Origin of the sequence: Catenuloplanes atrovinosus (assembly GCF_031458235.1) — a bacterium.
Classification (GTDB): Bacteria; Actinomycetota; Actinomycetes; order Mycobacteriales; family Micromonosporaceae; genus Catenuloplanes; species Catenuloplanes atrovinosus.
This window is the reverse complement of sequence record NZ_JAVDYB010000001.1, coordinates 6,513,550-6,540,219: the sequence shown is the minus strand read 5'-3', so window position 1 is coordinate 6,540,219 and position 26,670 is coordinate 6,513,550. Positions and strand designations below refer to the sequence as shown.

Sequence of the window (26,670 nt, the reverse complement as noted above, 5' to 3'; positions counted from 1 at the left end):
GTCCCGGCCGGGGCGTCCGTGGGGTCGTGATGACCGGCCGCGGGGCCGGTGCCCGCTCCGGGCATGCGGATCGCGGCCAGGCCGGGAGCGGGTGGATGGGAAGGTTTTCAGCGAGGCCGAAGGCCCTCGATGACCAGGGCGACCATGCCGCGGGCGTCGTAGCGGGGGTCCTCGGCGCCGATGCAGAGGTTGCCGACGCCGCGGAGCAGGGTGAGCGGGTCGAGGCCGGGGATGACCTCGCCGGCGGCGGTGCCGGCGTCGAGCAGTTCGGCGCAGACCGGGAGCAGGCGGTCGATGAAGTACGCGTGAAGCGCCTGGAAGGCGGCGTCGTCGGACTGCAGCGCGGCGGCGAGGCCGTGCTTGGTGACCAGGAAGTCGACGAACAGTGTGATCCAGGCGGTGAGCGCGGCGTGCGGGGACGGGCCGGCGGCCAGCAGTGCGGGGCCGGCCTCGGCGCACGCCTCGACCTGGTGGCGGTAGACGGCGACGATCAGGTCGGCGCGGGTGGGGAAGTGGCGGTAGATGGTGCCGACGCCCACGCCGGCCCGGGCCGCGATGTCGCGGACGGCCACGTCGACGCCGGACTCGACGAAGGCGGCGGCGGCCGCGTCCAGCAGCGCCTGTTTGTTGCGCTCCGCGTCCGCGCGTTTCCGTGGCCTGGCCGAGCCCGCCGGTGCGTCTGTCGCCACGTTGCCTCCGTCACTCCGCTTGGCAAACGGAACATGGTTCCGTACGGTTGAGCGGAACGCGGTTCCGCTTCGTGGGCCGTCAGCATCGGAAGGTACGCCATGACCACCACCATCATCACCATGCACCCGGTCCCGCTGCCGGCGCCGGGACGCGGCGACGACCTCCAGGTGCGGATCTCCGCGCCCGCGACCGACGGCGATCTGCCCGTCGTCATCTTCTCGCACGGTTTCGGCGAGTCGGCGATCGGATACGCGCCGCTGGCCGACCACTGGGCCGCGAACGGCTTCGCGGTCATCCAGCCGACCCATCTCGACTCGCGCCGGCTCGGGCTGCCGCAGGACGACCCGCGCACGCCGGACATCTGGCGCACCCGCATCGACGACGTGACCCGCGTGCTCGACCAACTGGACACGCTGGAGACCCTGATCCCCGGCCGCCTGGACCGCACCCGGATCGCGGTGGCCGGGCACTCCTGGGGCGCGCAGACCGTGAGCGTGCTGCTCGGCGCGGGCGTCGTCGGCATGGACGTGCCGGAGCGCGACGCGCGGATCAGCGCCGGCGTGCTGTTCGCGCTGACCGGCACCGGCGGGGAGAACCTGTCGCCGTTCGCGGCCGAGCACTTCCCGTTCATGCACCCGGACTTCACCGGCATGACCACGCCGGCGCTGATCGTGGCCGGGGACAAGGACCAGTCCTTCCTGTCGGTACGCGGCCCGGAGTGGTTCACCGAGGCCTACCACCTGAGCCCGGCCCCCAAGAGCCTGCTCACGCTGTACGGCGCGGAACACTCGCTGGGCGGGATCACCGGCTACCGGGTCACCGAGACGACGGACGAGAACCCGGAGCGGGTGGCGCTCATCCAGCGCGTCACCACCGCCTACCTCCGGCAGGCACTCGACCTCCCCGCCGACGCACCGGCCGACGGCGAGCTCGGCGACCTCGGCCGGCTGGAGTCGAAGCGGGACTGAGCGATCGGCCTCTCGGTGAGGCCGCGTCAGGCGGCGGTGGTGCGGGCGCGGTGGCGGCGGACGGCGTCGCGGTTGGCGCAGGTGGTGGAGCAGTAGCGCTGGCGGCCGGTGCGGCTGACGTCGGCGAAGGGGGCGGCGCAGGTGGGCTCGGCGCAGCGGCCGAGGCGGTGCATGCCGCGCCCGGCCAGGTGGAGCGCGGTGCCGACGCTGATCAGGGCGCGCAGCAGCCAGCCGAGCGGGAGGTCGGACCCGCGGTAGTGGACGTGCCAGCCGTCGCCGGCGTGGTTGGTCAGGCGGGGGTGGGCGGAGGAGCCGGCCAGCAGGGCGTTGAGGCGGTCGGCGCGGGTGGTGAAGTCGGGGGCGTCCACCACGCCGAGCCAGGTTCGCAGGAAGTCGCGGGTGGCGTCCAGGTCGGCGGCGGTGACCGGCTGCTCGATCATCAGGTCGGCGGCGCGGCAGCGGGCCTCCAGCTCGGCCGCGGTGGCGGGCGGGTGGCGCAGCAGGTCTATGGCGAGCAGGACCGCGTCCTCCCCGTAAGGGTTGATGTGCACAAGGGCATTACATCATCGTCGAGGACATGACGGAACAGCACAGCTGGCGCACGATCTCCAGCCACCGCACCAGCACCGGGCCGGTCCGGTACGAGCGATGTCACTGCGGCGCCTGGCGACTGCGCGGCGCGTCCGGCAGCGGACCGGAGTGGACCACGTCGAGCCTGGCGGCCGCGCGGGTGAGCACCACGTAGAGCCGGTTCGGCCCGCGCGGCTCGGCCGCCACGATGTCCGCCGGCTCCACCACGATGACGTGGTCGAACTCCAGGCCCTTGGCGAGTGCGGCGGGCGGCGCGGTCAGCCGCGGACGGGGAGTCGCCGGCCGCGGCGCCGCCGGGTCCGACACGCCCGGGCCGGCCGATCTCGTCGCGGCCGGCCGACTCGTGGCGGTTCACCGCATCCTGGCCCGGGAGAACTGGCGTCGCCTGGCCGGTGGGGACAGCGCGGACGCGCGTCACGCCGGGGCCACCGCCGCGGCCGACGAGGTGTTTGCGTTGTTGGCGGGCGGTCTGTCCGGTCGGTACGGCCGAACCGCGATTTCTCCCCGCGTCACGTGTGAAACGCCCGGGTACGGGTAACTGGGGCGGTTTATCGCAAGGGTCCACTTCGCCTGGACCGCACTACCTTGCGGGCATTACCTGTGATTCGTGTGCACTCCACCGATGTGCCCCGCCTACTCTGTAACGGTCACTGCACAGAGCGTGACGGCATGCACCCACATAACCGGTGGTTTGGAGATGCCATGCAATATCACCAGCACGCGCCGCCTCCTTCGGTGAGCGTGATCGTTCCGGCACTGAACGAGGCCCGGAACCTGCCGCACGTGCTCGGCGCGATGCCGGACGTGGACGAGGTCATCCTCGTCGACGGCGGCTCCGTGGACGACACGGTCGAGACGGCGCGGCGCCTCAGACCCGGCATCCGCGTCGTCCAGCAGAACCGCAAAGGCAAGGGAAACGCCCTGGCCTGCGGGTTCGCGGCGGCGACGGGCGACATCATCGTCATGATCGATGCGGACGGATCCACCGATCCCGGTGAGATCCCACGGTTCGTCGAGGCGCTGCGCCGCGGCGCCGACTTCGCCAAGGGAACCCGGTTCGTAGCCAGCGGGGGCAGCGCGGACATCACGGGCATCCGGCGACTCGGCAACAAGGCGCTGAGCCTCTTCGTCAACGTGCTGTTCCGGACCCGGTACAGCGACCTGTGCTACGGCTACAACGCGTTCTGGGCCGCGCACCTGCCGGTCTTCGGGCTGGACCACACCACGCCCCGGCCCGCGAACGGCCAGTGGCTGTGGGGCGACGGCTTCGAGATCGAGACGCTGCTCAACCTGCGCGTGGCCCGGGCCGGGCTGCGCGTCGAGGAGGTGGCCAGCTACGAGCACCGGCGCATCCACGGCGTGAGCAACCTCAACGCCATCACCGACGGGTTCCGCGTGCTGCGCACCATCATGCGCGAGTGGCCGCGCAAGCCGATCCCGCGCCTGGAGATCGAGATGGCGGTCGCGGCCGCCACCGTGGCCGGCCGGCGGCACCGGGTGTCCACGTCGACCCGCATCCACCGCACCGCCGCGACCGGCCGCAAGCACGCCCGCGCGGGCGCGAGAGGGATCTCGTGACCCTGCTCGCACCGGAGGAACAGGCACACCTGCGCGGCGGTACGGGCACGCCCGCGATCAGCGTGGTCGTCTGCACCTATCACGAACGCCGCTTCGGCGAGCTGACCGCCGCCTGTGCGTCGGTGAGCGCGCAGCTCGCACCGCACGACGAGCTGATCGTCGTGGTCGACCACAACCCGGAACTGCTGTCCCGGGTGGACCGGGAGATCCCGGGCGTGCACGCGGTCGCCAGCGCCGGGCCGCGCGGGCTCTCCGGCGCCCGCAACACCGGCGTCCGGCTCAGCCACTGTCCGGTGGTGGCGTTCCTGGACGACGACGCCACCGCCGCGGACGGCTGGCTGGACCGGGTGCGCGCCGCGTTCGCCGACCCGGCCGTGCAGGTGGTCGGCACCGAGGTGGCGCCGCGCTGGGCCGGCGGGTCACCACCGCGCTGGTTCCCGCCGGAGTTCGGCTGGGTGGTCGGCTGCGGATACCGCGGTCTGCCCACCGCGCCGGCGCCGGTCCGCAACCCGATCGGCGCCTCGATGGCCATCCGGCGGGCCTGCTTCGCCGAGGTCGGCGGCTTCTCCGAGGTCGTCGGCCGGGTCGGCACGCTCCCGGTCGGCTGCGAGGAGACCGAGTTCTGCATCCGCCTGACGCGACGGCACACCCGCGCCGCCGTCGTCTTCGATCCACGGGCCAGGGTGGACCACCTGGTGCCCGCGGACCGGCAGCGGCTGCGCTACTTCCTGAGCCGCTGCTACCACGAGGGACGGTCCAAACGCGCGGTCGCCGCGCTCGCCGGGGCCGGTGACGCGCTCGCGGCCGAGCGCCGGTACGTCCGCGTGGTGCTGCCGCTCGGCGTGGCCCGCGGGCTCGCCGGCGCGGTCCGGCGGCCGCACGGGCTGCTCCAGGCGGGCGCGATCCTCGCCGGGCTGACCGCCACCGTGCTCGGATACCTCACCGGTGCGCCGGCCCGCACCGGAAAGCGAAGGAACCACACGTGACCGCTCGCATCGACGATCCCGTCCGCGCCCTGACCGCGCGGACGGGAGCGATCCTGCAGGATCTGCTGCCCGACGGCCCGCACGTGGCGCTGCTCGACTTCCCGGCACACGACAACGCCGGCGACTCGCTGATCCATCTTGGACAGATGGCCCATCTGCGGCGACTCGGCCTCGTGGTGCGGTATCTTGCCGACGACCGGACCTACAGCCCCACGGTACTGCGCAAACGGCATCCGGACGGTCCGATCTTCATTCAGGGCGGGGGAAATCTCGGCGATCTCTGGCCGCTGCGCCAGGACTTCCGGGAACGGCTGCTCCGGGAGCACCCGGACCGGGCGATCGTCCAGTTGCCACAGTCCATGGACTTCCGCGACCCGGCCCGGCTCGCCCGGGCCAGCGCCGCGTTCCACGCCCATCCGGACCTCACGCTGCTGCTCCGCGACGAGCGCAGCCTCCAGCGCGCCCGCGACGCGTTCCCCGGCGTCCGGGTCGAGTTCTGCCCCGACCTGGCGCCCGGCGCCGGGCCGCAGCCGCGCACCGGGCCGGCCACGCACGATGTGCTGCTGCTGCTGCGCACGGACGGCGAGCAGACCGGTGACCACCGCGTCGCGATCCCGCCCGGCGCCACCGCGCTGCGCACCGACTGGGGGTTCCGGGGCGCGGACCGGGTGCGCTGGGACCTGCTCCGCGCCCCCTCCGCGATCGCCCGGCACGTCCCGGTCCTGCGCGGGCCGATGCAGGGCCTGGTGGAGCGCTCGTTCGCCGCGATCGCGGCGCACAACGTGGACACCGCCCGCGCGGTGCTGTCCCGCGGGCGCGTGGTGGTCACCGACCGCCTGCACGCGGCCGTGCTCGCCGCGCTGATGGGCATCCCGGTGATCGCGCTGGACAACTGCTCCGGGAAGATCTCCGCCGCGTACGACGCCTACCTGCACGCGCTGCCCGGGCTCACCTTCGCCGGCGGCGTGGCCGAGGCGTCCGAGGCGCTGGAGAAGGCGCTGTGACCGCGGTCCTGCCGGCCGCGCCCGCGACCGCCGGCGACGGGGTCCGGTGCGGCGAACTGGAGCTGTCCGGCGTGGACGGCGTCGTCTCGGTGGTGCCGGCGCGCGGCGAACCCGTCGTACGCGTGCTGGTCCGGCTGCACGGCGAGCCGCTCGGCTACCTCACCCGGCCGGCCGGCACCACGGTGGACGACCTGGTCGCGGACGCGTGGCGGGAGTTCGGCCCGGCCGCGCTCGCGCACCTGACGGCCGAGGGCGCGGCACCGGCGGTGGGGGAGCGGCCCGCGCCGGCCGGGCCGGCGTGCCCGAACCGGGCGGCCGAGGACGAGCTGGTGTCCGTGGTGGTGTGCACGCGCGACCGGGCCGGGCAGCTCGGCGCCGCGCTCGACCGGCTGGCGCGCCTGACGTACCCCCGGCTGGAGATCGTGATCGTGGACAACGCGCCGTCCGACGACTCGACCGAACGGCTGGTCACGGCGCGGGCGCGGGACGACGCGCGGTTCCGGTACGTGCGCGAGCCGCGCCCCGGGCTGTCGCCGGCCCGCAACCGGGGGCTCGCGGTCGCGCGCGGCACCTACGTGGCCTACACCGACGACGACGTGTCCGTGGACCCCGGCTGGGTGCACGGACTGCTCCGCGGCTTCGCCGCGCGCGAGGACGTGGCGTGCGTGACCGGGCTGGTCTGCACCGCGTCGATCGGCAACGCGGCCGAGGCGTACTTCGACGCGCGCAACTCCGGCTGGTCCGGCCGGATCGCCGCGCGCCTCTTCGATCTGGACACCGACGGCGGGCCGCTCTACCCGTACTCTGCCGGGATCTTCGGCACCGGCGCCAACGTCGCCTTCCACCGGGAGCGCACGCTCGCGCTCGGCGGCTTCGACGAGGCGCTCGGCGCCGGCTCGCCCACCCGCGGCGGTGAGGACCTGGACGCGTTCGTGCGCGTGCTCCGGGCCGGGTACGCGATCGCCTACCAGCCGGCCGCGGTCGTCTGGCACCACCACCGCGCGGACCACGACTCGCTGCTGCGCCAGCTCTACGGGTACGGCACCGGGCTCACCGCGTACCTGACCAAGCTGGCGCTGACCCGGGACACCCGCCGTGACCTGTTGCGCCGCGTCCCGGCCGGGCTGGTCCGGGTGGCCCGCATCCGCCGGGACACCGGCCGGAAGCTGGCCGGCGTGGCCGCGCCCCGTGGCGCGATGCGCCGCGAGTTCGCCGGATATCTGGCCGGGCCACTGCTCTACCTGCGCGCCCGGCGCGCCGGGGGCACGCCGTGACCCAGCTGCGGACCGCGCGCGCCGCGGACCCGGACGTCACCGCCCGGCTCGCCCTCTCCGCCGGCAGCCTGGCGCTGCTGCCGATCGCGGGCCTGTGCCAGCTCGGCGGCGCCTCCGGGCCGCGCAGCGCGGCACTGCTCGCGTTCGCGCTGCTCGGCCTCGGGTCCGCGCCGTGGGCGCCGCTGCTGCGGCTGCCGGCCGGCACCCGGCTGGCGCTGACCGCGCTGACCGCGCTGGCGCTGCCGGTGCTGGTCGGCACGGTCATGCTGTTCACCGGGCTGTGGTACCCGGTCGCCGTGTTCGTGCCGCTCACCGTGGCGGCCGTGGTGGCGCACGGGCTGTCGCTGCTGCGCGAGCCGGTCCTCAGGCCGGCCGTGGACGGCCTCGGCTCCGGGCTGATCGCGGTGCTCGGCGGCGGCCTCTGCCTGATCGCCGCGCTCACCCACCGGCACCTGGAGCCGGACCTGTGGGGGTTCCTGGTGCAGATCGGGCCGGTCTGGTACGCCGGGCTCGCGCTCATCCTGATCGGGCTGGCCACCGCGCGCGGCGGCGGCCAGACCGGGCTGGCGATCGCCGTGCTGGTGCTGGCGCTGGCACTCACCGTCACGCCCGCGCTGGTCTACGACGGCCCGCGTTCGCAGTCCGCGAACAAGCACGTCGAGCTGGTGCAGCGAATCCGGGCGCTGGGCGCGCTCGACTCGTCCGTGCAGGCGTACAACGCGTGGCCCGGCTTCTTCGCGGGCGTCGCCTGGCTGTGCGACGCGACCGGGCTGCGCGATCCGATGCGGCTCGCGATCGCCTGGCCGCCGGTGCTGGCGGTGTTCCGGGTGGTCGCGCTGCGGCACCTGGCCGGGCGGGTGCTGGCCTCGCCGTACCAGGCGTGGATCGCGGTGGCGCTGGCCGTGCTGGCGGACCCGATCGGTGCGGACTACTTCTCGCCGCAGTCGGTGGGGTTCGTGCTCGGGCTGCTGGCGTTCGGCCTGGCGCTGTCGTCCGTGGCGCACCGGCTGCCGCTGCTGACCGCGACCGGGTGCGTCCTCGCGGTCACGCACCAGCTCAGCCCGTACCTGGTCGGCGGCATCCTGGTCGTGCTCGCCGCGTTCCGGCAGATCCGGCCGTGGTGGGTGCCCGCGACCGTGCTGCTGCCCGCGGTGCTCTGGACGCTCGCGCACTTCTCCGCGGTGGCCGGGTTCCTGAGCCTGAGTGAGATCGGTGACGCGGCGAACTTCCGGCCGCCGCGCACCGCCGCGGTGGACGACCTGGAACGGCTGCCGATCGTGACGGTCAGCGTGGTCGCGCTCGCCGCCGGGATCGTGCTGCTCGGGCTGGTCGCGGCCGGCGTGCTCGTCACCCGGCTGCGCGATGAGCGGGCGTGGGCGCTGGCGGCCTGCCCGGCGGTCGGGCTGGTCGTGATCGCCGGGAACGCGTACGGCAACGAGGGCATCTTCCGGGCCGCGCTGTTCGGCATCCCGTGGCTGGCGCTGCTCGCGGCCGGCGCGTTCACCGAGCGGCGGCGGCCCGCGCTGCTGGCGCTGTGCGCCGCGCTCACCGCGACGTTCGTGACGGCCGCGTTCAGCATGGACGCCACCAACGTCAGCCGGCCCGGCGACCGGGCCGCGTTCCAGTACTTCCTGGACCGGCCGCGCGGCAGTTGGATGCTCATCCTCGGCCCCGGTGACCTGCCCAGCGTGCCGCCGAACCGGGAGCGCACGCACGTCTCCGTCTACCGGCCGATCCTCGACCCGGTGGCGGAGCGGCCGGCCGGTGAGACGCCGGAGCGGGCGGTGCCGCGGCTGACCGAACGGCTGCGGCTCTACGCGGACCGCGAGGCGAACTGGCGAACCGACCACCTCTACGCGCTGTGGTCGCCGGTCACGTCGTACTACGGCTGGGAGTACGGGCTGCACACCCGCGACGAATTCGCCGCGCTGCGGGACGCGTTCGCCACCGCGCCCGGCTGGTCCGTCGCCTTCCGGTCCGGCGAGACGGTGGTGTTCGCGTACCGGGGGGCTTCGTGACCGTCGATATGCACCTGTCCCGGCTGTTCGGCCGCGACTCGCTGTACATGATCCTGTGGGCGGTGCAGCTGGGCTGCGCCGCGCTGCTCACCCCGGTGCTCACCCGCTTCCTCGGCACCGGCGAGTTCGGCACGGTCGCCGCGGCCAACACGGTCATGCAGGTGCTGTTCGTGGTGGGCGGGTTCGGGTTGCAGACCGCGATCCAGCGCGCCTATGCGCGGCCCGGCGGCCCGGCCGACGCGCGCCGGCTGGTCACGCTGGCGATCGTGCTGGCCGTCGCGGTCACCGGGCTCGCGCTGGTCACGGCCGGCGGCTGGGCCCGCCCGCTGGACCTGACCGGCGAGCTGCCCGCGCTGCGGCTCGCGGTCGCCTGGGCCGGGCTCTCCGCGATCACGAACGCGTCGCTCGGCCTGCTCCGCAGCCAGGACCGGCTGGCCGCGTTCGCGACGGTCAGCCTGGTGCAGTCGGCCGTGGCCGAGGCCGCCAGCCTGGGGCTGGTCGCGCTCACCCGCCCGGCCGCGGAGAGCTTCCTGCTCGGCCAGGCGCTGCTGCAACTGGTGGCCGCGGCGACCGGGCTGGCGCTGGTGCGGCCGTACGCGCTGCGCCTGGTGGACCGGCCGATGCTGCGCGGCGCACTCGCCTACGCGCTGCCGCTGGTCCCGGCCGTGCTCGGCATGCTCGTGCTCTCCACCGGGGACCGGCTGCTGATCCAGGCCGCGCTCGGTGCGGACGCGGTGGCGCGCTACCAGGTGGCGTACAACGTGGCGTCCGGGCCGATCCTGCTGCTCGGCGTGCTGAACACGGCCTGGATGCCGCGGTTCTTCGCGCTGGCGGAGGAGGGCGAGCGCACGGCCGTGCTGGCGGCCAGCCGCGACCTGCTCTACCGGCTGCTGGTGCCGCTGGTGGCCGGCGTCGCGATCGGCGCGCCGTTCGTGCTGCGGGTGTGGGCGCCCCCGTCGTACCGGCCGGAGGAGCTGTATTGGGTCTTCTCGCTGATCGTGGTGGCGGCCGTGCCGTTCGCCGCCCAGCTCGCGCTGCACCGCGCGCTGGTCGCGGCCGGCCACACCGGCGTGGTCGCGGTCGCGGTCTGCCTCGCCGCGGTGGCGAACCTGCTGCTCACCTGGGTGCTGATCCCGCCGCTCGGGCTGGCCGGCGCCGCGCTCGCCACGGTCGCCGCCTACGCACTGCTCTATCTGGGGCTGCGCCGGGGTGCCGCGGTCACCGCGCCGGTGCCGGCGCCGCCGGTGCGGCTGCGGGCGCTGATCGCCGCGGCGGTCGCGGTCGGTCTCGCGGCCGCGGCCGCGCCGGACACCCCGATTCTGCTGGCGGTACGCGGTGCGCTGGTACTCGGCACGGTGGTGTGGTTCTTCCGGGTGCTGACCGGCGTGCGCCGCCTGGAGAGGACGTCGGCGTGACCGAGCCGCTGGCCGTGATCGTGCTCGCGCACGCGGACCCGGCGCAGGTCCGCCGCCTGGTCCGGGCGCTGGACGGGGTGCCGGTGTTCCTGCACTGCGACGCGCGCACCCGGCCGCCGGTCCACCACGCGATGACCGCGGGCCTGCCCGGCCACGTCACGGTCGTCGATCGGGTACGGACCGCGCTGGCCAGCTGGTCGCTGGTGCACGCGGAACTGGTGGCGCTGCGCGCCGCGGTCCGCGCCGTGCCCGCGCGGCACGTCGCGGTGCTCTCCGGCGCCTGCTACCCGCTGGCCGGCGTGGCGGATCTGGTCCGCGAGCTGGCGGTGTGGCAGGGGCGGTCGTGGATGGCGAACACGCCGCTGCCGGTGCCGCGGTGGAGCACGCCCCGGCACCCGGACGGCGGGCTGTGGCGGCTCAACCGGCGCTACCTGACCCGCCGGGACGCGGTGCTGCACCTGCGCGGCGTGCCGCTGCGCTGGCCGTGGCCGCGCGCGATCCCGGCGGAGCTGGAGCTGCGGGCCGGCGGGCACTGGAAGATCTACTCGGACGTGCACGCGCGGCTGCTGCTGGACGTGGTCGAGCGCCGGCCGGACCTGCTGCGGTTCTGGCGCACCACGCTCGTCCCGGAGGAGACGTTCGTGCCGACCATGCTGGCCAGCCGGGCGCTGGCCGGCGCGGACGCGCTCGCGCCGTGCGAGGCGGGCGCCTGGTACATCGACTGGGCCGGCAGCGCGGACGGGCATCACCCGCCGTGGCTGACCGGCACCGACCTGGACCGGCTGAAGGCGGCGCGCTGGGCGCCGCCGCCGACGCCGGCCGCGGCGCCGGACCCGGCCGGGACGCGGCGGCTGTTCGCCCGGAAGTTCCGGTCGTCGGACCCGGCGGTGCTGGACCGGATCGACGCCGAGTTGCGCCGCTGATGGTCGGCGCGACGACGACCGGTGAGGGCCCGAGGGCCCTCACCGGGTCGTGCCTAGAAGGGCGTGCCGCCCTCGTGGACCGCGATGTCGCCGACCGTCATGGTCTTCGGCAGCGAGACCGTGGCCGGGTTCGTGCCCTTCGCGACCGCCACGTTCAGCACCAGGAACTGGTCGCCGCCGAACGGCCAGGTGCGGCCGGCGGAGATCGCGTCCGCGGCCCAGACCGTCATGGTGGGCTTGCGGTCGATGTAGAAGCGGACCACGTTGCGGTCGAAGTACACGCCGTACCGGTGCGGGCGGGCGTCCAGCGACTCGCCGAGGTTCGTGGTGCCGCCGGCCTCGCCCCAGCCGTAGGGCATGTCGACCTTGGGCGCGCCGGCCTTGGCCAGGTGCATGGCGCTGTGCGCGAGCGTGGGCGTGGCACCCCAGCCCTCGAAGATGTCCAGCTCACCGCCGGCCGGCCAGCCCACGGTGCGGCTGTTCACGCCGACGGTCCAGAACGCGGGCCACACCCCGGCGCCGACCGGGGCGACGATCTCCGCCTCGACGTACGAGCCGGCCCGGACCGTCACCTTGCCCTCCGTGGTCAGGCGGGCGCTGGTGAAGTCGCGGGTGATGCCGTCGGTGCCGCGGACCGTCTGCCGGCGGGCCGTGAGAGCCAGCTTGCCGGCGCCGGTCAGCGCCGCGTTGTCGGTGCTCTTGGTGTAGGTCTGGAGCTCCTCGTTGCCCCAGCCGTTGCCGCCGGTCTCGTGGTTCCACTGCGCGGCGGACGGCGCGGTGCCGGCCTTGCCGGCGAACGAGATCAGCCGCTCCGGGGTGGTGTCGATCTTCGCGGGCAGCGCGGCCGCGTACTGCTTGACGCTGAGGCCGGTCACCTGGAACGAGAACGCGCCGGACGCGGGCAGCGCCAGGTAGACCGAGGTGTCCGCCCAGCCGGGCGCGGTCGCCACGAAGGTACGGGTGATCAGGTGCCAGGCCGCGTCGGTGTACTTGCCGTAGACCGCGGCGTCGGCGGGCCGGTGACCGTAGTTGCCGTTGGCCAGCAGCATGCCGATCGAGGCGCCGGACGCACGGGTGTCCCGCACCCACGCCTCCATCCGGTAGACCTTGCCGGCCGCGAAGAACGTCTGCGGGCTGCGCAGCGGCGCGAGCCCGAGCGCCCAGCCGCCGGTGCCGCTGCCGGTCGCGGTGCGGCTCAGCTCCATCGCGGTCTTCGCGGTGAACGGGCCGGAGACGCCGGTGACGCGGCGCACCGCGATCGGGCCCGCGCTGGAGGCGGCGGTCCAGCCGGGGTTCGTGGTGGCGCCCGAGCCGTCGACGACCCCCTCGGCGCTGGAGGCGTCCGGCGCGCCGGAGGTGACCGTGATCGCACGGGCATCGTACGGCTTGGCGGTGGGGCTCGTCGCCGCGATCGACGCGACGGAGGCGGGCAGGGCGAGAGTGAACGCGGCGAGCGCGACGATCACGGAGGTGCGTCGCGAACCACGCCCGGGGATGAGGCGCATGTTGTATGGGTGACCTTCGATAGTGGCTGGACTTCGAGGGGGCGTCGCACGGGGGGCGACGGGGAGCCATATCGGGGGGTGCCGGTGCGGCCCTGAGGACGGCACTGAACGGCACCCGGTGGACACCGCGATTGCTAGCGATTCACCGGACATTCGGCGATTTCTGTGATTCGGCGCGGTGCCGGCGTGCGCCGATCTACCCTGCGGGAATCCGGGGGCGAACTTCCGAACGGTTGCGGCCCGGTTGTCTCAAGGTTGTGTTTCGGGTGCCGATTAGGCGGCTGGAAGCAGGGCGGGGTCCGCGCCGAAGGGAAGCAACACAGTGGCTGATGCCGGTTCGCTGATCAATGCCGAGAGCGGGGAGATGCTCGAGGGCGCGGCGCTACGCCTGCTGCTCCAGGAGCGTCTCGTGCTGACGCTGCACGCCAAGTCGGGTTCGATTCTGGCGGTCAATCAACGGGTGCTGGAGATCGCCGGCATGCCGATCAACAAGGTGGTCGGGATCAAGCTCGAACACCTCTGGAAGATGCCCGGGCCGCTGGTCGACCGGCTGCTGGAGGCGGCCGCGCACGGCGAGTTCATCGAGCAGGTCACCTCGATCAGCGACGGCAACGGCCGGCAGCGCTGGCTGCGGCTCAACTGCGGCCCGGTGCAGCCGACGGTCCGGGCCGCCGTACCGGCGAAGGCGCCCGCGAAGGCCGCCACCTCGGCCGCCGCCGCCGCGGCCGCCGCGAAGGAGGCGGCCACCGCGAGCAGCGCCTCCGCGGCCGGCGCCGCGCCCGCCGCCGTACCGGCCGAGGCGAAGACCTCGGACACGGTGCTGGTCACCGCGTACGACATCACCGAGGACCGGCGTCAGATCGGCGAGCTGAAGGGCAAGTACGCCGCGATCGACCGCGCGCAGGCGGTGATCGAGTTCGATCTGACCGGCACCGTCCTGCACGCCAACGACAACTTCCTCTCGCTCACCGGATACTCGCTCGGTGAGCTGGTCGGCAAGCAGCACCGGGTGCTCTGCGAGCCGTCGTTCGCGGAGGGCCCGGAGTACGACAAGTTCTGGGACCGGCTGCGCGCCGGCGAGTTCGAGTCCGGCGAGTACAAGCGCGTCGGCAAGGGCGGCCGGGAGATCTGGATCCGGGCCACCTACAACCCGATCTTCGATCTGGACGGCCGCCCGTTCAAGGTGGTCAAGTACGCGCTGGACGTGACCGACCAGAAGCTGCGCACCGCGGAGTTCGAGGGCAAGGTCAACGCGATCTCCCGGGCCCAAGCCACGATCGAGTTCGACCTCTCCGGCGCGATCCTGGACGCGAACGCGAACTTCCTGAACACGGTCGGCTACGAGCTGTCCGAGGTCGTCGGCCAGCATCACCGGATGTTCGTCGAGGACGAGGAGGCGCGCAGCGCCGCGTACCGCAACTTCTGGCAGGCGCTGGCCCGCGGCGAGTTCGAATCCGGCGAGTTCAGACGGGTGGGCAAGGGCGGCAAGGAGGTCTGGCTCCGGGCCACCTACAACCCGATCTTCGATCTGAACGGGCGCCCGTTCAAGGTCGTCAAGTACGCGATCGACGTCACCGCCGAGAAGATCCACAACGCGGAGTTCGAGGGCAAGGTCAACGCGATCGACCGCTCCCAGGCCGTCATCGAGTTCGACCTCAAGGGCAACATCCTGCGCGCCAACCAGCTCTTCCAGGAGACGATGGGCTACGCCGAGTCGGAGATCGTCGGTAAGCACCACCGGATGTTCGTGGACTCGTCCACCTCGACCAGCGGCGAGTACCGCGAGTTCTGGCAGCGGCTCGGCCGCGGCGAGTTCGAGACCGGCGAGTACAAGCGGGTCGCCAAGGGCGGTCGGGAGGTGTGGCTGCAGGCCAGCTACAACCCGATCTACGACCTCTCCGGGCACCCGTTCAAGGTGGTCAAGTACGCCACCGACATCACCGACCAGAGGACCCGGAACACCGAGTTCGAGGGCAAGGTCAACGCCATCTCCCGCGCGCAGGCCGTGATCGAGTTCGATCTCCAGGGCCGGGTGCTGAACGCCAACCAGAACTTCCTGGACCTGCTCGGTTACTCGCTGGACGAGGTGCGCGGCAAGCACCACCGGATGTTCGTGGACGAGAGCGAGGGGAAGTCCAGCGAGTACGCCGCGTTCTGGGAGAAGCTGTCCCGCGGCGACTTCGACGCCGGCGAGTACCGCCGCCGCACCAAGGGCGGCCGGGACGTCTACATCCAGGCCACGTACAACCCGATCTTCGACCTGGACGGCCGCCCGTACAAGATCGTCAAGTACGCGGTGGACGTCACCGAGGCCAAGGTCCGCAACGCGGAGTTCGTCAGCAAGGACCGCGCCATCCACCGCGCCCAGGCCGTGATCGAGTTCGACCTGGAGGGCAACATCCTCTCCGCGAACGAGAACTTCCAGCGCGCGGTCGGCTACTCGCTGCGCGAGCTGGTCGGCCAGCACCACAGCATGCTCTGCGACAGCGACTACATCACCTCCGCCGAGTACCGTGACTTCTGGCTGCGGCTGCGCAAGGGCGAGTACCTGGCCGGCCGCTTCCACCGCGTCGGCAAGTACGGCCGGAACGTCTGGATCCAAGCCAGCTACAACCCGATCTTCGACATGCGCGGCGACCCGGTGAAGGTGGTCAAGTACGCCCACGACGTCACCGAGCAGGTCGAGCTGGAGCAGCGGCTGACCACCAAGACCCGCGACATGGCGTCCTCGATCAAGGCGCTGGCCCGCTCGATCGACGAGATCGTCGCCAACGCCCAGCAGGCCAGCGGGCTCGCCGGCGAGACGCAGAGCAACGCCGAGCAGGGCTTCGAGGAACTGCGTAAGTCGATCGAGGCGATCGACCTGATCGAGAAGTCGTCCGACCAGATCGCCGCCATCGTGAAGGTGATCAGCGAGATCGCCAGCCAGACCAACCTGCTGGCGTTCAACGCCTCGATCGAGGCCGCCCGCGCCGGTGAGCACGGCGTCGGCTTCTCCGTCGTCGCCGGCGAGGTGCGCAAGCTCGCCGAACGCTCCTCGGACGCGGCCCGGGAGATCAGCAACCTGATCCACGAGTCGGCGGCCCGGGTCGGCCAGGGCTCGCAGGTCTCGCACCGCGCGCAGGCCGCGTTCGCGGACATCCTCAAGAGCGTCGCCTCCACCGGCGAGTCGATCCGCCGCATCGTGGACTCCACGCAGAAGCAGCAGACCGCGTCGGTCCAGGTCAGCAAGCTGATCAACGAGCTCACCGGTACCGGCGCCCAGGACGGCGCGCCGGAGCAGCAGCTGGAAACGGCCGGGTCGGCATGACCGCCACGACGTTCGACCCGCAGCAGTCCGAGTTCGTCGGCCTGCACGCCAGTGCGGACACGCTGTTCGGCGTCTTCCGGATCGAGCGGATCCGGGTCGCGCTGCCGCTCACCGAGCTGCGCGAGGTCATCCCGTGCCCGCCCACGTTCAGCCCGCTGCCGGCCCGCGCGCCCGGCCTGGTCGGCGCCGTCAACCTGCGGCACCTGGTCATCCCCGTGCTGGACCTGCGCAAGCTGCAGGGGATCGAGGAGACCGCGGACGACCAGGTGATCGTGATCGTCGCGCAGGAGGGCCGCGTCTTCGGCCTGATAGCCGACGAGATCGAGGGTGTCAGCCGGGTCTCCGGGGACGCGCTGATGCGGATGACCGTCGGCGGTGACCTGCCCTCGCTGTTCTCGCACAGCTTCGAGCGGCCGGACGACGACGCGGTGGTGTCGCTGCTGGACGCGGAGGCGATCGCGGCGCTGCCCGGCATGCCGGTGGTCCGGGACACCGGCCCGCGCGGCGTGCCGGTCGAGGCGGAGGGCGTGGTCGCGGACGCGTCCCGCCGTACCGTCATGTTGATCACCTGCGGCGCCATCGGCCTGGCCATGGAGGTCAACGACGTCCACTCGGTCATCCCGACGCTGACCGTGCGCCCCTCGCCGCTGGACGGCCCGGCCTGCCGCGGCGTGGTCCACCTGCACGGCCACGCGGTGCCCGCGGTGGACCCGCTCGGGCTGCTCGGCCTCGGCGGCCTGCCGGACAGCGGCCCGCTGCGCGGCGTGGTGCTCGCGCTGCCCCGCGGCCTGATCGTGCTGACCGTCAACGACGTGGCGCACATCGCCTCCGTGCCGAACACGGACGTGCTCCCGCTGCCGCCGCTCGGCATGCCCAAGTCGGAGTTCCTCACCGGCGTGCTCCAGTACGAGAGCGGCCGGCAGTACGTGATGGTGGACGGCGCCGCCATGCGCCGGGACGCGGAGCTGGACGCGCTCGCCGCGCTCGGCCTGCCGCTCGACCCGCGCAAGGCCTCGGCCGCCACCGCACAGGCCACCGGCGGCCCGGCCGCGGAGCCGCCGCGGGTCGGTGCGCAGCGCACCCGCGAGGGGCGGCGCGTGGTGCAGAGCGTGCGGAAGTTCCTGACCTACCACGTGGGCGTGGAGGTCGGGACGCTGCTGTCGCAGATCGGGGAGATCCTGCCGTACCCGAACGAGATCATCCCGTTGGACTCCGGCGGCGCGATCAAGGGCGTCTTCACGCATCGCCGCACCTCCGTGCCGCTGCTGTGCCTGCCCACGCTGCTCGGCCACTATCAGGACATCGACCCGGTCGCCTCCCGCGTGCTGCTCGTCGCCGTGGAGCGGGACGACGGCACCAGCAGCGCGGTCGGGTTCGTGGTCCCGGCGCTGCACGCGATCGAGGACTCGGTCTGGGAGGAGTCCGGTGGCGAGAACGAGTACAGCGGCCTGTCGCTGAGCAACAGCCCACTTGTCAAGATCGGCACGGAGGATCAGGGCCGGATGATGCCGCACATCGATCTGCACCGCATCGCGGCGGCGGAGCTGGCGTTCTGACCACCTGAGGAGGTGCGGGCACGCGTGCTGGGCCGAATGGTGCGAGTCGACTGGCGGTACCTCGCGCTGCCGCTGGCCGTGTGGGTGGTGCTCTGCGCGATCGGCACCTGGGGCGTGCTCTGGGTGCAGGAGCGCGGCGAACAGGAGCTGCGTGAGCGCTTCGGCGCCCGGGCGCAGATCACCGCGCGCACGGTCGCGGAGCTGACCAACGGTGACGGCCCGGCCAATCCGATCGGCGGTTACCTGCGGCACGCGATCTCGATCGCCAACGCGGAGGTCTACCTGCTCGACGCGGACGACCGGCTGATCGCCAGCGGCGACGACCTCCCCGCCTGGGCGCTGCCGCTGGCCAGCCGCGACCCGGTGCTGGCCGAGGCCCTGACCCGCGGCGACGCCGGGCACTACGGCGCGGAGGACCACCGGCGCTACTTCGTCGCGGAGCCGGTGCCGCAGACCGGCTGGCGGCTGATCGCCAGCGTGCCGGCGGACGGGCTCTACGGCCCGGTCTCGGACGCGAACGTCGCGGTGCAGTCCACCGCCGCCGGCGTCGCCGCGCTCGGGCTGCTCGCGGTGTTCACCGCGGCGCGCGCCGCGCGCAACCGCGCCGCGCTGCGGGCCAGCGAGGCGGAGTTCCGCGGGCTGTTCGACAACTCCATGCTCGGCATGGTGGTGACCCGGCCGGACGGCGAGATCGAGCGCGTCAACCACGCGTTCGGCACGCTGCTCGGATATCCGCCGGACACGCTGCCGGCGGGCGGCTGGCCGGAGGTCCTGCACCCGGAGGACACCGCGAGCCTCGCCGCGCTCGCGGCCCGCGCGCTGGCCGGCGAGATCCCCGGCTTCACCGCCACGGTGCGACTGCGGCACACCTCCGGGCGCACCGTGCCGGTGGAGGTGACCAGCACGATCATCCGCGACGAGCTGGGCGAGCCGCTGCACTACAGCACGCAGCTGCTGGACGTCTCCGAGCGGGCGCGACGGCAGGAGGAGCAGCGGGCGTACCGGGAGGAACTGGCCGCGCGCGCCCGCGACCTCCAGTCGGCGAACGCGGAGCTGCAGGCGGCGAACCAGCGGGTCGCCGACATGGTCGCGATGCTCACCCACGACGTGCGCCAGCCGATCGCCACCATCACCGGGTACTGCGAACTGCTCACCGAGATGTGGGACGACACCGACGACCGGGCCAAGCGGCGCGACGTCGACCGGATCGCGGCCACCGCGGCCAGCATGAGCGGGTACGTCGAGGAGATCCTCACGCTCACCCAGGTCGACGCGGACACGCTGTTCGCGCACCCGGCGCCGCTGCGCGTGACGGACGCGATCGCGGAGGCGCTCACCCACCTGCCGGTGCAGCAGCGGGCCGGCATCACGGTGACCGCGGACGAGCGGCTGCGCGTCTTCGCCGACCCGCGCCAGCTGCACCAGATGCTGGTCAACCTGATCGGCAACGGCCTGAAGTACGGCGAGCCGCCGATCCTGGTCCGCGCGCTGGCCACCGGCGGCGGCGTGGAGATCGAGGTCAGCGACTCGGGCGAGGGCGTGCCGGAGGACTTCGTGCCGCACCTGTTCGACCGGTTCGCGCGGGCCAGCAGCGGCGTGGCGCCGACCAAGAAGGGGACCGGGCTCGGGCTCTACATCGTCGCGCAGCTCGCGGTCGCCAACAGCGGGAACGTGACGTACCGGCCGCACCAGCCGTCCGGCGCCAGCTTCGTGCTGCGGCTGCCCGGGGTCGACGCCGCGGTCGGCGCCGTCCCCGCGTGAGCGCCTCCGCTCAGCCGGTCGCCGTGCCGAACTCCTGCGTCCAGTAGAGGACGCCGTCGGCGTCGCGGACCGCGCCCACGCCGATCATCGTGGAGTTGCAGTTCAGCATGATGCGCCGGTGGCCGGGGCTGTTCAGCCAGCCGCGCACCACGCCCTTGGCGTCGCGGTATCCCCAGGCGATGTTCTCGCCCATCGCGCGTTCGGTGAAACCCGCCCGGCGGGTGCGCTGGGTGAACCGGCTGCCGTTCGCGCCGGTGTGGCCGAAGTAGTCGTGGCGCACCATGTCGGCGCTGTGCGCCTCCGCGGCCCGGATCAGCGCGTGGCTCACGCTCAGCTTCCGGCAGCCGGCCCGGACCCGGGCCTTGTTCGTCAGCGACACGACCTGTGCCTCGAGCGTGGACGTCCGGGGCGCGGCGGACGCGGCGTCCGCGGGCGCGGCGAGCGTCAGGCCGAGGGCGGCGGCGGGAGTGAGAACGGCGAGTGCGCTTCGGCGAACGATTGTGCGCAAGAGTGTGTCACCTCTCGGTCGGTGTTTCGCTCGCACCTGTTCATCAGGCAGTGCGGTGCCACGGCCGACGAATGGGCCGCAAAGCCCACGCCGCAGCCTTTGGTTTCTCGCCTGGGTGCCGCGATGTCCGTTACACATAGGAGACCCTTTTTCCCGGCCGTGCGGACAGATTTTCGCCATTTTTCGGACACGGTGACCAGGATGTGCCTCGTCGTACACGCTGCGTGTAATCGGCGCCGAGGTGTGTCGGCGTACCGATGAATGGTTTCCCTGAAGGTGGCGGCAATGGCGTCAATGGAATCCGGAAGAGGACGTGAATATGCTTCGCGGCTCAAAAATTCTTTGATGAATCTCGCTCCATGTTGAACCGCGGAAGCCCCCCGTTCCGTGTTCGGGGGCGGCGAGGCTCCACGGGGGCGACACCGGACCCCGCCGCACTGACCCGGAACCGGTCCTTGGAGGACACGTGAACAAGACGACGTCTCGGATGATCAAGGTCGGTGGCGCGGTCGCCGTCGCCGGCGCGCTGATCGGCGCCACCCTCGCCACGGCCAACGCCGCCGAGCAGACCACCGACACCGCCGCCGGCACCTCCGAGGTCGCCGCCGAGGCGCGCGGCGGCGGCCCGCGCATCCCGCAGGAGATCGCGGTTCCGGCCGGCAACCGGCTGATCGGCACCATGCAGGCCCGCGGCCAGCAGGTCTACACCTGCACCGCCGGCGCCTGGGTCTTCACCGAGCCGGTCGCCACGCTCACCGGCCGGGTCAACAACCGTCCGGTCACCGCCATCCACTTCAAGGGCCCGAGCTGGGAGTCGATCGACGACGGCTCGCTCGTCACCGCCACCTCCCAGGCCACCTCGCCGGTCACCGGCTCGATCGCGCAGCTGCTGCTGAAGGCCACGCCCGCGACCGGCTCCACCGGCGTCTTCGGCAAGGTGACCTTCATCCACCGGCTCGCCACCACCGGCGGCGTCGCCCCGGCCGGCGCCTGCACCGACGGCACCCGCCTCGGCGTCGCCTACCGCGCCGAGTACCGCTTCTACGCGGCCGGCTGACTCCAGACCTGTCACACAGCGCCAAGGGGGAGAGGGGCGCCCGCGACGACCGCGGGCGCCCCTCCACGCATCGTCGGCGGACCCGGTGCCGGCGGGAAAAACCACGCCGTGTCCCCCCGAAAGCGGCCTCAATCGTCTAATTTGGCGCGGTGAAAGCTGGACGTCCGCCGACCCCGGAGCAGCGGGAGGCCGAGCACCATCGCTGGGTCACCCGCGCGGAGCGGGTCGCCGAGCTGATCGACGGGCACACCCGCCGCACCGCCGACCGCGGTCCGGCACCGCCGGTCGCCGAGGCCGAGCTGCTCCGCCAGCACGGGCTGCTGACGCTGCTCACCCCGGCCGCGCACGGCGGCGCCGGGCTGACCTGGCGCACCGCCCTCGCGGCCGTCCGCGTGCTGGCCGGCGCGGACGGCCGGATCGGATACCTGCTCGGCGACCACTACGTCAGCAACGCCTCGCTCTGGCTGGCCGGCGGCCCGCGCGTGCAGGCGCTGCTCGGCCGCCCGTCCGCGGAGCGCCAGTGGCTGTGGAGCGACGTGGTGGTGCCCGGTGCCGCGCCGCTCACGCTCACCGCGGACGGCGACGGATACCGGCTCTCCGGCACCCGGCTCGCCCCGATCGGCGTCGCGGCCGCGGACATGACCGTGGTCGCGGCCGCGCACACCGACAGCGCCGAGCCGCTGCTGGTCGGCGTGCCCCGGGAGAGCAAGGGCGTGACGTTCACGCCCGAGCCGGAGAGCACGGTGCCGCGCCCGGACGGTGTCACCGTGCGGTACGACCGGGTCTGGATCCCGTCCGAGCACGTCGTCTGTTCGCTCGACCCGGACACCGCCACGCCGCGCGCCTCGCTGCTCGGCCTCGCGATCCAGGCGGTCTCCGGCCACCTCTGCCTCGGCATCGCGGAGGGCGCCATGCGGTACTGCCGCAGTGGCGCGCCCGGCGGGACCCCGCCCGGCGCCCGCGCGCTCGCCGGTTACGGCACCTGGCTGGCCGCCCTGGACGCGGCCGGCGAGCTGGCGAAGCGGGTCGCCGAGCAGCTCGCCGACGCCGCCGCGCGGCCCACGCTCACCTGGCCCGAGCGCGCCGAGTTGGCCGCGCGCGTCTCCCGGCTGCCGATCCTCGCGGCGGACCTGGCCACCGAGGTCACGTTCGGGCTGTACGAGACCACCAGCGACTGGCCGTCCCAGCAGGGCTTCGACCGGTTCTGGCGGGACGCGCGCGCGTACACCGCCGGGATTCCGCTGGACAAGCGCCGCCGCGAGGTCGCGCAGCACTTCCTCACCGGCGCCGAGCCGGCCCGCACCGACCTGGCCTGAAGAACTGACCAATGGGTACGAACGGGAGGTCCCCGGCCCGGTCCCCCCAACGGGACCCGGGGCGCCGCTAGGGTCGGCTGCCATGGACGCCTCCCCGATCCGCGCCGCCTTCGCCGCGGGCGGTGGCTGGCGGCCCGGTGCCAAGGTGCTGCTCGGGGAGGCCGCGTTCCTGCTGTGCGACGCGGTCACGGTGGAGACCGCGGCCGATCGCGGGCACGAGGTGCGCCGCGCCCGCGCCCGGCAGCTCACGCCGGCCGCGCGCGACGTGTGGCTGGTGCAGGCGCACTCGTTCCGGCCGACGCCGGGCGGGCGCCGCGCGCGCGACGATCTCACCGCGCAGGGCCTGCTGATGGACGGCCTGCGGATGCTGCCCGGCCTGCCCCGGCTGATCGACGCGGTGCCGGGCCCGGGCCGCGTGACGCTGGTGGTCGCGCTGCCGGAGGCCTCGCCGCTGCCGGAGGCGCTCGGCCCGGTGCCGTACCCGCGGCATGTCCTGGACCTGTTCTGGCGCGGCCTGCCCGCGCTCTGCGCCGCGCTGGACGCGTTGCACGCCCGCGGTTTCGCGCATCGCGCGCTGCGCGCGGACGCGCTGCTGTGCACCGTGGACGGCCGGATCGTGCCGCGCGACCTGGGCCACGCCGCGTTCCAGACCGTGCCGGACGACGAGCCCGGGCCGGCGGCGGACGTGCGTGACCTGGCCGCGCTGCTCTACGAGGCGGTCACCGGCACGCCGCCGGGCACGCCCGCGATCCCGCCCGGCCTGCTCCGCCCGGACGCCACCGACCTCGACGACGTCCTGCTCCCGGCGCTCGACCCGGACCCGCGCGCCCGCCCGCCGCTGGCCCGCATGTCCCACCGGCTGCGCGCGCTCGCGCTCCGCCGCGTCTCCGTCTGACCGCCGCCGGCCGCCTGCGGGACGCGCAGGGAGGAGCTCTGCGACGACCGGTGCCCGCGGGAGCGTGCGGACCGCGACCACGCCGGAAGCGGGACTATGGGTGGTCTTGATGGTGGCGGCCTAGACCGCGAGGCGGCGCTGTTCCTCCGCGATCACGGCCTTGGCCAGGTCGACGTCGACCGCGTCCGGGCTGGAGCGGGCCACCTCGCTGTGCCGGGCGTACTCGTCGAACAGCCGGCGCTTCTGCTGGAGGATCTCGAGGATGCGCTGGTCCGGGCCGTCCTGGGTGAGTAGGCGGTGGACCTGCACGGAGCGCACCTGGCCCATCCGGTGCGCGCGGGCCACGGCCTGGTCCTCGATGGTCGGCTTGATCTGCGGCTCGCAGATGATGACCACGGACGCGGCCTGGATGTTCAGGCCCACGCCGCCGGCCTGGATCTGGCTGAGCAGCACGGAGTGGCCCGGCACCGCGCTGAACGCGTCGACCAGCTTCTGCCGCTCCTCGACCGGCGTGGAGCCGGTCAGCGGGCCGAACGCGGACGGGCCCAGCCGCTCGGTCACCTCGGTCAGCACGGAGCGGAAGTTGGAGAACACCACCACCTTGCGGCCGTTCTCGCGCGCCTCCGCGACCAGTTCCCTCAGCCGGTTGAGCTTGCCGGAGCCGCCCGGGTCCGCGGTGAACGCGACCTGCCGCATCGCCATGAAGTTGCCGGCCGCGACCGCCTCCCGGTACGCGGAGAACTCCGCCCGGGTGAACTCCGACCAGTCCTCCGCGCGCACCAGCTCGGGCAGTTCCTTGAGCACGTCCTCCTGGTTGCGCCGCAGGTAGACCGGGGCCACGGCGCGGCGGAACGCGACCGGCCCGGCCGCGGTCTCGGCCAGGTCCAGCCCGTCCGCGACGCGCGGCTGGAGGTAGCCGATCAGGTTGCGGAACTCGTCCAGCCGATTCTCCATCGGCGTGCCGGACAGGAAGATCACCCGCGGCACCCGGTCGGTCCACTCCCGGACCGCCTTGGACCGGCGGGTGTCCGGGTTCTTCACGTAGTGCGCCTCGTCCACCACCATCAGCGCGATCGGCGCGCGCGGCGGCACCTCCAGCGTGTGCAGCGAGTCCACGGTGGCCACGCCGACGCCGCCGTCCTCCAGCCAGGTGCGGAGGTTGGCCGCGCGCTGGCCGCCGTGCAGCAGGTACGCGGTGAGCTTGCTGCGCTCGCCGACCTCGCGCGTCCAGTTGACCATCACGCTGGCCGGGCAGACCACCAGGAAGTGCGTCTCGCCGCGCGCCCGCAGGTGGGCCATGGCGGCGATCGACTGGACCGTCTTGCCCAGCCCCATCTCGTCCCCGATGATCACCCGGCCCTGGGCCAGCGCGAACCGGGCGCCGAACGACTGGTAGCCGCGCAGCGACACGGTCCGGAACGTGTCGTCCAGCTCCTGGCGGCGTACCCGCCCGGTGATGTCCGTCGGCAGGAAGCCCTGCGACGAGTCCACGTCCGGCTGCTCGGCCCCCAGCTCGCCGAAGGCCGTGTAGTACTCGGCGGCGCGCTTCTCGAAGTCCTTCCACACCGTGCGCGGCGACGCCGGCCGCTCCCGGATCGCGCGTTCGGCCCGGGCCAGCCGGGTCGGCAGCTTCTCCCGCTCCGCGTCCTGCACCAGCCGGCGCAACTGTTCGACCGCGGCGCCGGCGCGCTCCTTGCGCGACCGGCCGGCGAACAGCATCCGCAGCAGGCTGCCCGCCACCGACGCGGAGCGCAGCGCGGACTCCAACTCGTCGACGAGGCGCCGGGCGGGGCCGCGCGCCGGTCCCACCGCCGGCTCCGCGCGCAGCACCCGGTGGGTGGCGGTGAGCAGCGCGGTCGCGGCCCGGTCCTTCGGGTCGAAGTTGACCCGGACGGCCAGCGACCGTTCCGCCGCCTCCGCCACCTGGTCGGCCGTGGCCTTGAGCTGCCGTGCGCTCGCCGCGCCGAGGCCCGGGACCTGCGCCAGCTCGGCCTCGGAGCGCGCCCGGACCGCGCCGACCGTGGTCAGGCCCGCCTTCTCCAGCGGCGCGATTCGGATCTTGGAACCGCCGGCGTCGCGCAGGGCGGAGACCGGCAGCGTCTCCAGGTGCCGCGCCAGCAACTGCTCGCGCTCGCGCAGGTAGGCGTCGCGCGCCTCGCCCCGGATGTGCCGATCGCCGTCCGCGACCCGCGCGGCGGCGTCCCGCAGCCGGCGGCCCGCGGCCAGCACCTGCCGCGCTTCCGCCCGCTCCACCACGCGCTACAGGCTACGACGGCCGCGCGCGTTCCGCTCAGGCCGCCTCCGCGCGGCGGAAGGCGCGCCGGTACGCGCTCGGCGCCACGCCGATCGCCGCGTGCAGGTGCTGACGCAGCGAGGTGGCCGTGCCGAGGCCGCAGCGCCGCGCCACCTGGTCCACGGTCAGCGACGTGCTCTCCAGCAGCTGGCGGGCCAGGTCGAGCCGGCGCTGCAACAGCCAGCGGTTCGGGCTGACGCCGGTCTCCTCGCGGAAGCGGCGGGTGAACGTGCGCACGCTCATCCGCGCGTGCCCGGCCAGCTCCGGCAGCGACAGCGGCGTCTCCAGCCGCTCCAGCGCCCAGGCCCGGGTGGCGGCCGTGTCCGCGCCGGCCGGGGAGACCGGCACCGGGCGCTCGATGTACTGCGCCTGCCCGCCCTCCCGCCAGGACGGCACCACGCATCGCCGGGCCGCCCGGTTCGCCACCTGGCTGCCGTGGTCGGTGCGGATGATGTGCAGGCACAGGTCGATGCCGGCGGCCACCCCGGCGGAGGTCAGCACGGACCCGTCGTCGACGAAGAGCACGTCCGGGTCCAGCCGCACCCGCGGGTAGAGCCGCCGGAACGTGTCCACCCAGCCCCAGTGCGTGGTGGCCGGCCGGCCGTCGAGCAGTCCGGCCGCGGCCAGCACCATCGAGGCGGTGCAGATCGAGACGATCCGGGCGCCGCGCGCGTGCGCGGTGCGCAGCGCGTCCACCACGTCCGGCGCCAGCGTGCCGTCCGTCACCGGCGGGCCGGAGTCCACGCCCGGCACCACGATCGTGTCGGCGGTGGCGAGCAGCTCCAGGCCGGCGCCGTCCTCCGGCGCGGTCAGGATGCCGGCGGCGGCCCGCACCGCCCGGCCGTGCGGCGTGCAGACGCGCGTGCGGTAGAGGCGGCGATCGGACGCGTCCCGCGCGGCGCGGAACAGCTGCACGGCCGTACCCAGGTCGAACGTCACCACGCCGTCGAGGGCGAGCACCGCGACCGCGTGCCGGGAGTCATCGGAAGGCATGGCCCGATTCTTGCGCATGATGGCCTACG

The 26,670-nt window shown here is 73.6% G+C and carries 20 protein-coding genes and 1 pseudogene; 14 read left to right on the top strand and 7 right to left on the bottom strand.

Annotation, left to right across the window (positions count from 1 at the left end):
- Positions 1-107: 107 nt before the first annotated feature.
- Positions 108-689, bottom strand: coding sequence for a TetR/AcrR family transcriptional regulator (locus tag J2S41_RS29085; RefSeq protein ID WP_310372357.1), 582 nt, complete (start codon positions 687-689; stop codon positions 108-110).
- A 99-nt stretch (positions 690-788) separates the two neighbouring features.
- Here J2S41_RS29085 and J2S41_RS29080 point away from each other — a divergent pair, with 99 nt between their 5' ends.
- Entirely contained in the window at positions 789-1,658 is an 870-nt protein-coding gene (locus J2S41_RS29080) for an alpha/beta hydrolase family protein (protein WP_445343935.1), read from the top strand.
- A gap of 26 nt (positions 1,659-1,684) precedes the next feature.
- Here the strand turns inward: J2S41_RS29080 and J2S41_RS29075 are convergent, their stop codons facing one another.
- Together J2S41_RS29075 and J2S41_RS29070 are read right to left on the bottom strand one after the other, a co-directional pair.
- Positions 1,685-2,209, bottom strand: a complete 525-nt coding sequence (locus J2S41_RS29075) for a CGNR zinc finger domain-containing protein (RefSeq protein WP_310372356.1) — start codon at positions 2,207-2,209, stop codon at positions 1,685-1,687.
- 100 nt (positions 2,210-2,309) lie between these two features.
- Positions 2,310-2,507 (bottom strand): annotated as a pseudogene (locus J2S41_RS29070) (ATP-binding domain-containing protein); the annotation flags it as partial.
- 477 nt (positions 2,508-2,984) lie between these two features.
- Between J2S41_RS29070 and J2S41_RS29065 the strand changes: the two are divergent.
- Genes J2S41_RS29065 through J2S41_RS29035 form a run of 7 tightly spaced genes read left to right on the top strand, consistent with a single transcriptional unit; the run spans position 2,985 to position 11,447 of the window.
- Positions 2,985-3,827 (top strand): glycosyltransferase family 2 protein, encoded by an 843-nt coding sequence (locus J2S41_RS29065; protein ID WP_310372354.1) that lies wholly within the window; start codon positions 2,985-2,987, stop codon positions 3,825-3,827.
- Complete coding sequence (locus tag J2S41_RS29060) at positions 3,824-4,813, top strand: glycosyltransferase family 2 protein (protein ID WP_310372352.1); 990 nt, start codon at positions 3,824-3,826, stop codon at positions 4,811-4,813. Before J2S41_RS29065 ends, J2S41_RS29060 begins: the two co-directional genes overlap by 4 nt.
- The gene (locus J2S41_RS29055) at positions 4,810-5,817 is read left to right on the top strand and encodes a polysaccharide pyruvyl transferase family protein (protein WP_310372350.1); all 1,008 of its coding nucleotides are present in this window, start codon (positions 4,810-4,812) and stop codon (positions 5,815-5,817) included. The genes J2S41_RS29060 and J2S41_RS29055 overlap by 4 nt, the downstream gene beginning before the upstream one ends.
- Positions 5,814-7,091, top strand: coding sequence for a glycosyltransferase family 2 protein (locus J2S41_RS29050; RefSeq protein ID WP_310372348.1), 1,278 nt, complete (start codon positions 5,814-5,816; stop codon positions 7,089-7,091). Before J2S41_RS29055 ends, J2S41_RS29050 begins: the two co-directional genes overlap by 4 nt.
- Entirely contained in the window at positions 7,088-9,109 is a 2,022-nt protein-coding gene (locus J2S41_RS29045; protein WP_310372346.1) for a hypothetical protein, read from the top strand. Before J2S41_RS29050 ends, J2S41_RS29045 begins: the two co-directional genes overlap by 4 nt.
- On the top strand, positions 9,106-10,524 hold the full coding sequence (locus tag J2S41_RS29040) for a lipopolysaccharide biosynthesis protein (RefSeq protein ID WP_310372344.1): 1,419 nt from the start codon (positions 9,106-9,108) through the stop codon (positions 10,522-10,524). The genes J2S41_RS29045 and J2S41_RS29040 overlap by 4 nt, the downstream gene beginning before the upstream one ends.
- Positions 10,521-11,447, top strand: coding sequence for a beta-1,6-N-acetylglucosaminyltransferase (locus J2S41_RS29035; RefSeq protein WP_310372343.1), 927 nt, complete (start codon positions 10,521-10,523; stop codon positions 11,445-11,447). Before J2S41_RS29040 ends, J2S41_RS29035 begins: the two co-directional genes overlap by 4 nt.
- A gap of 53 nt (positions 11,448-11,500) precedes the next feature.
- Here the strand turns inward: J2S41_RS29035 and J2S41_RS29030 are convergent, their stop codons facing one another.
- Complete coding sequence (locus J2S41_RS29030) at positions 11,501-12,952, bottom strand: glycoside hydrolase family 16 protein (protein WP_310372342.1); 1,452 nt, start codon at positions 12,950-12,952, stop codon at positions 11,501-11,503.
- A gap of 322 nt (positions 12,953-13,274) precedes the next feature.
- On the opposite strand from J2S41_RS29030, the gene J2S41_RS29025 reads away from it, so the two are divergent.
- Genes J2S41_RS29025 through J2S41_RS29015 form a run of 3 tightly spaced genes read left to right on the top strand, consistent with a single transcriptional unit; the run spans position 13,275 to position 19,579 of the window.
- Positions 13,275-16,262, top strand: coding sequence for a PAS domain S-box protein (locus J2S41_RS29025; protein WP_310372340.1), 2,988 nt, complete (start codon positions 13,275-13,277; stop codon positions 16,260-16,262).
- Positions 16,259-17,818 carry a chemotaxis protein CheW gene (locus J2S41_RS29020; RefSeq protein WP_310372339.1) on the top strand — a complete coding sequence of 520 codons (1,560 nt, stop codon included), beginning with the start codon at positions 16,259-16,261 and terminating at the stop codon, positions 17,816-17,818. Before J2S41_RS29025 ends, J2S41_RS29020 begins: the two co-directional genes overlap by 4 nt.
- A gap of 36 nt (positions 17,819-17,854) precedes the next feature.
- The gene (locus tag J2S41_RS29015; RefSeq protein ID WP_310372337.1) at positions 17,855-19,579 is read left to right on the top strand and encodes a sensor histidine kinase; all 1,725 of its coding nucleotides are present in this window, start codon (positions 17,855-17,857) and stop codon (positions 19,577-19,579) included.
- Between the two features lie 10 nt (positions 19,580-19,589).
- Here the strand turns inward: J2S41_RS29015 and J2S41_RS29010 are convergent, their stop codons facing one another.
- Positions 19,590-20,087: a CAP domain-containing protein gene (locus J2S41_RS29010; protein WP_310372336.1), complete on the bottom strand. Its 498-nt coding sequence runs from the start codon at positions 20,085-20,087 to the stop codon at positions 19,590-19,592.
- 466 nt (positions 20,088-20,553) lie between these two features.
- Here J2S41_RS29010 and J2S41_RS29005 point away from each other — a divergent pair, with 466 nt between their 5' ends.
- The 3 genes from J2S41_RS29005 (at position 20,554) to J2S41_RS28995 (ending at position 23,355) form a co-directional block, all read left to right on the top strand.
- Positions 20,554-21,144, top strand: coding sequence for a DUF3455 domain-containing protein (locus J2S41_RS29005; protein WP_310372335.1), 591 nt, complete (start codon positions 20,554-20,556; stop codon positions 21,142-21,144).
- A 149-nt stretch (positions 21,145-21,293) separates the two neighbouring features.
- Positions 21,294-22,460 carry an acyl-CoA dehydrogenase family protein gene (locus J2S41_RS29000; protein WP_310372334.1) on the top strand — a complete coding sequence of 389 codons (1,167 nt, stop codon included), beginning with the start codon at positions 21,294-21,296 and terminating at the stop codon, positions 22,458-22,460.
- 82 nt (positions 22,461-22,542) lie between these two features.
- Positions 22,543-23,355: a protein kinase family protein gene (locus J2S41_RS28995; RefSeq protein ID WP_310372333.1), complete on the top strand. Its 813-nt coding sequence runs from the start codon at positions 22,543-22,545 to the stop codon at positions 23,353-23,355.
- A gap of 120 nt (positions 23,356-23,475) precedes the next feature.
- On the opposite strand, the gene J2S41_RS28990 is transcribed toward J2S41_RS28995, so the two are convergent.
- Positions 23,476-25,611, bottom strand: a complete 2,136-nt coding sequence (locus J2S41_RS28990) for a DEAD/DEAH box helicase (protein WP_310372331.1) — start codon at positions 25,609-25,611, stop codon at positions 23,476-23,478.
- Between the two features lie 34 nt (positions 25,612-25,645).
- Entirely contained in the window at positions 25,646-26,659 is a 1,014-nt protein-coding gene (locus J2S41_RS28985) for a GlxA family transcriptional regulator (RefSeq protein WP_310372329.1), read from the bottom strand.
- Positions 26,660-26,670: the final 11 nt, after the last annotated feature.

Bases quoted from the DNA above. Each gene is read 5' to 3' on its own strand.
- J2S41_RS29020 (WP_310372339.1), top strand. From the start codon at position 16,259: ATGACCGCCACGACGTTCGACCCGCAGCAGTCCGAGTTCGTCGGCCTG.
- J2S41_RS28995 (WP_310372333.1), top strand. From the start codon at position 22,543: ATGGACGCCTCCCCGATCCGCGCCGCCTTCGCCGCGGGCGGTGGCTGG.
- J2S41_RS29015 (WP_310372337.1), top strand. From the start codon at position 17,855: ATGGTGCGAGTCGACTGGCGGTACCTCGCGCTGCCGCTGGCCGTGTGG.
- J2S41_RS29080 (WP_445343935.1), top strand. From the start codon at position 789: ATGACCACCACCATCATCACCATGCACCCGGTCCCGCTGCCGGCGCCG.
- J2S41_RS29030 (WP_310372342.1), bottom strand. From the start codon at position 12,952: ATGCGCCTCATCCCCGGGCGTGGTTCGCGACGCACCTCCGTGATCGTC.
- J2S41_RS28985 (WP_310372329.1), bottom strand. From the start codon at position 26,659: ATGCGCAAGAATCGGGCCATGCCTTCCGATGACTCCCGGCACGCGGTC.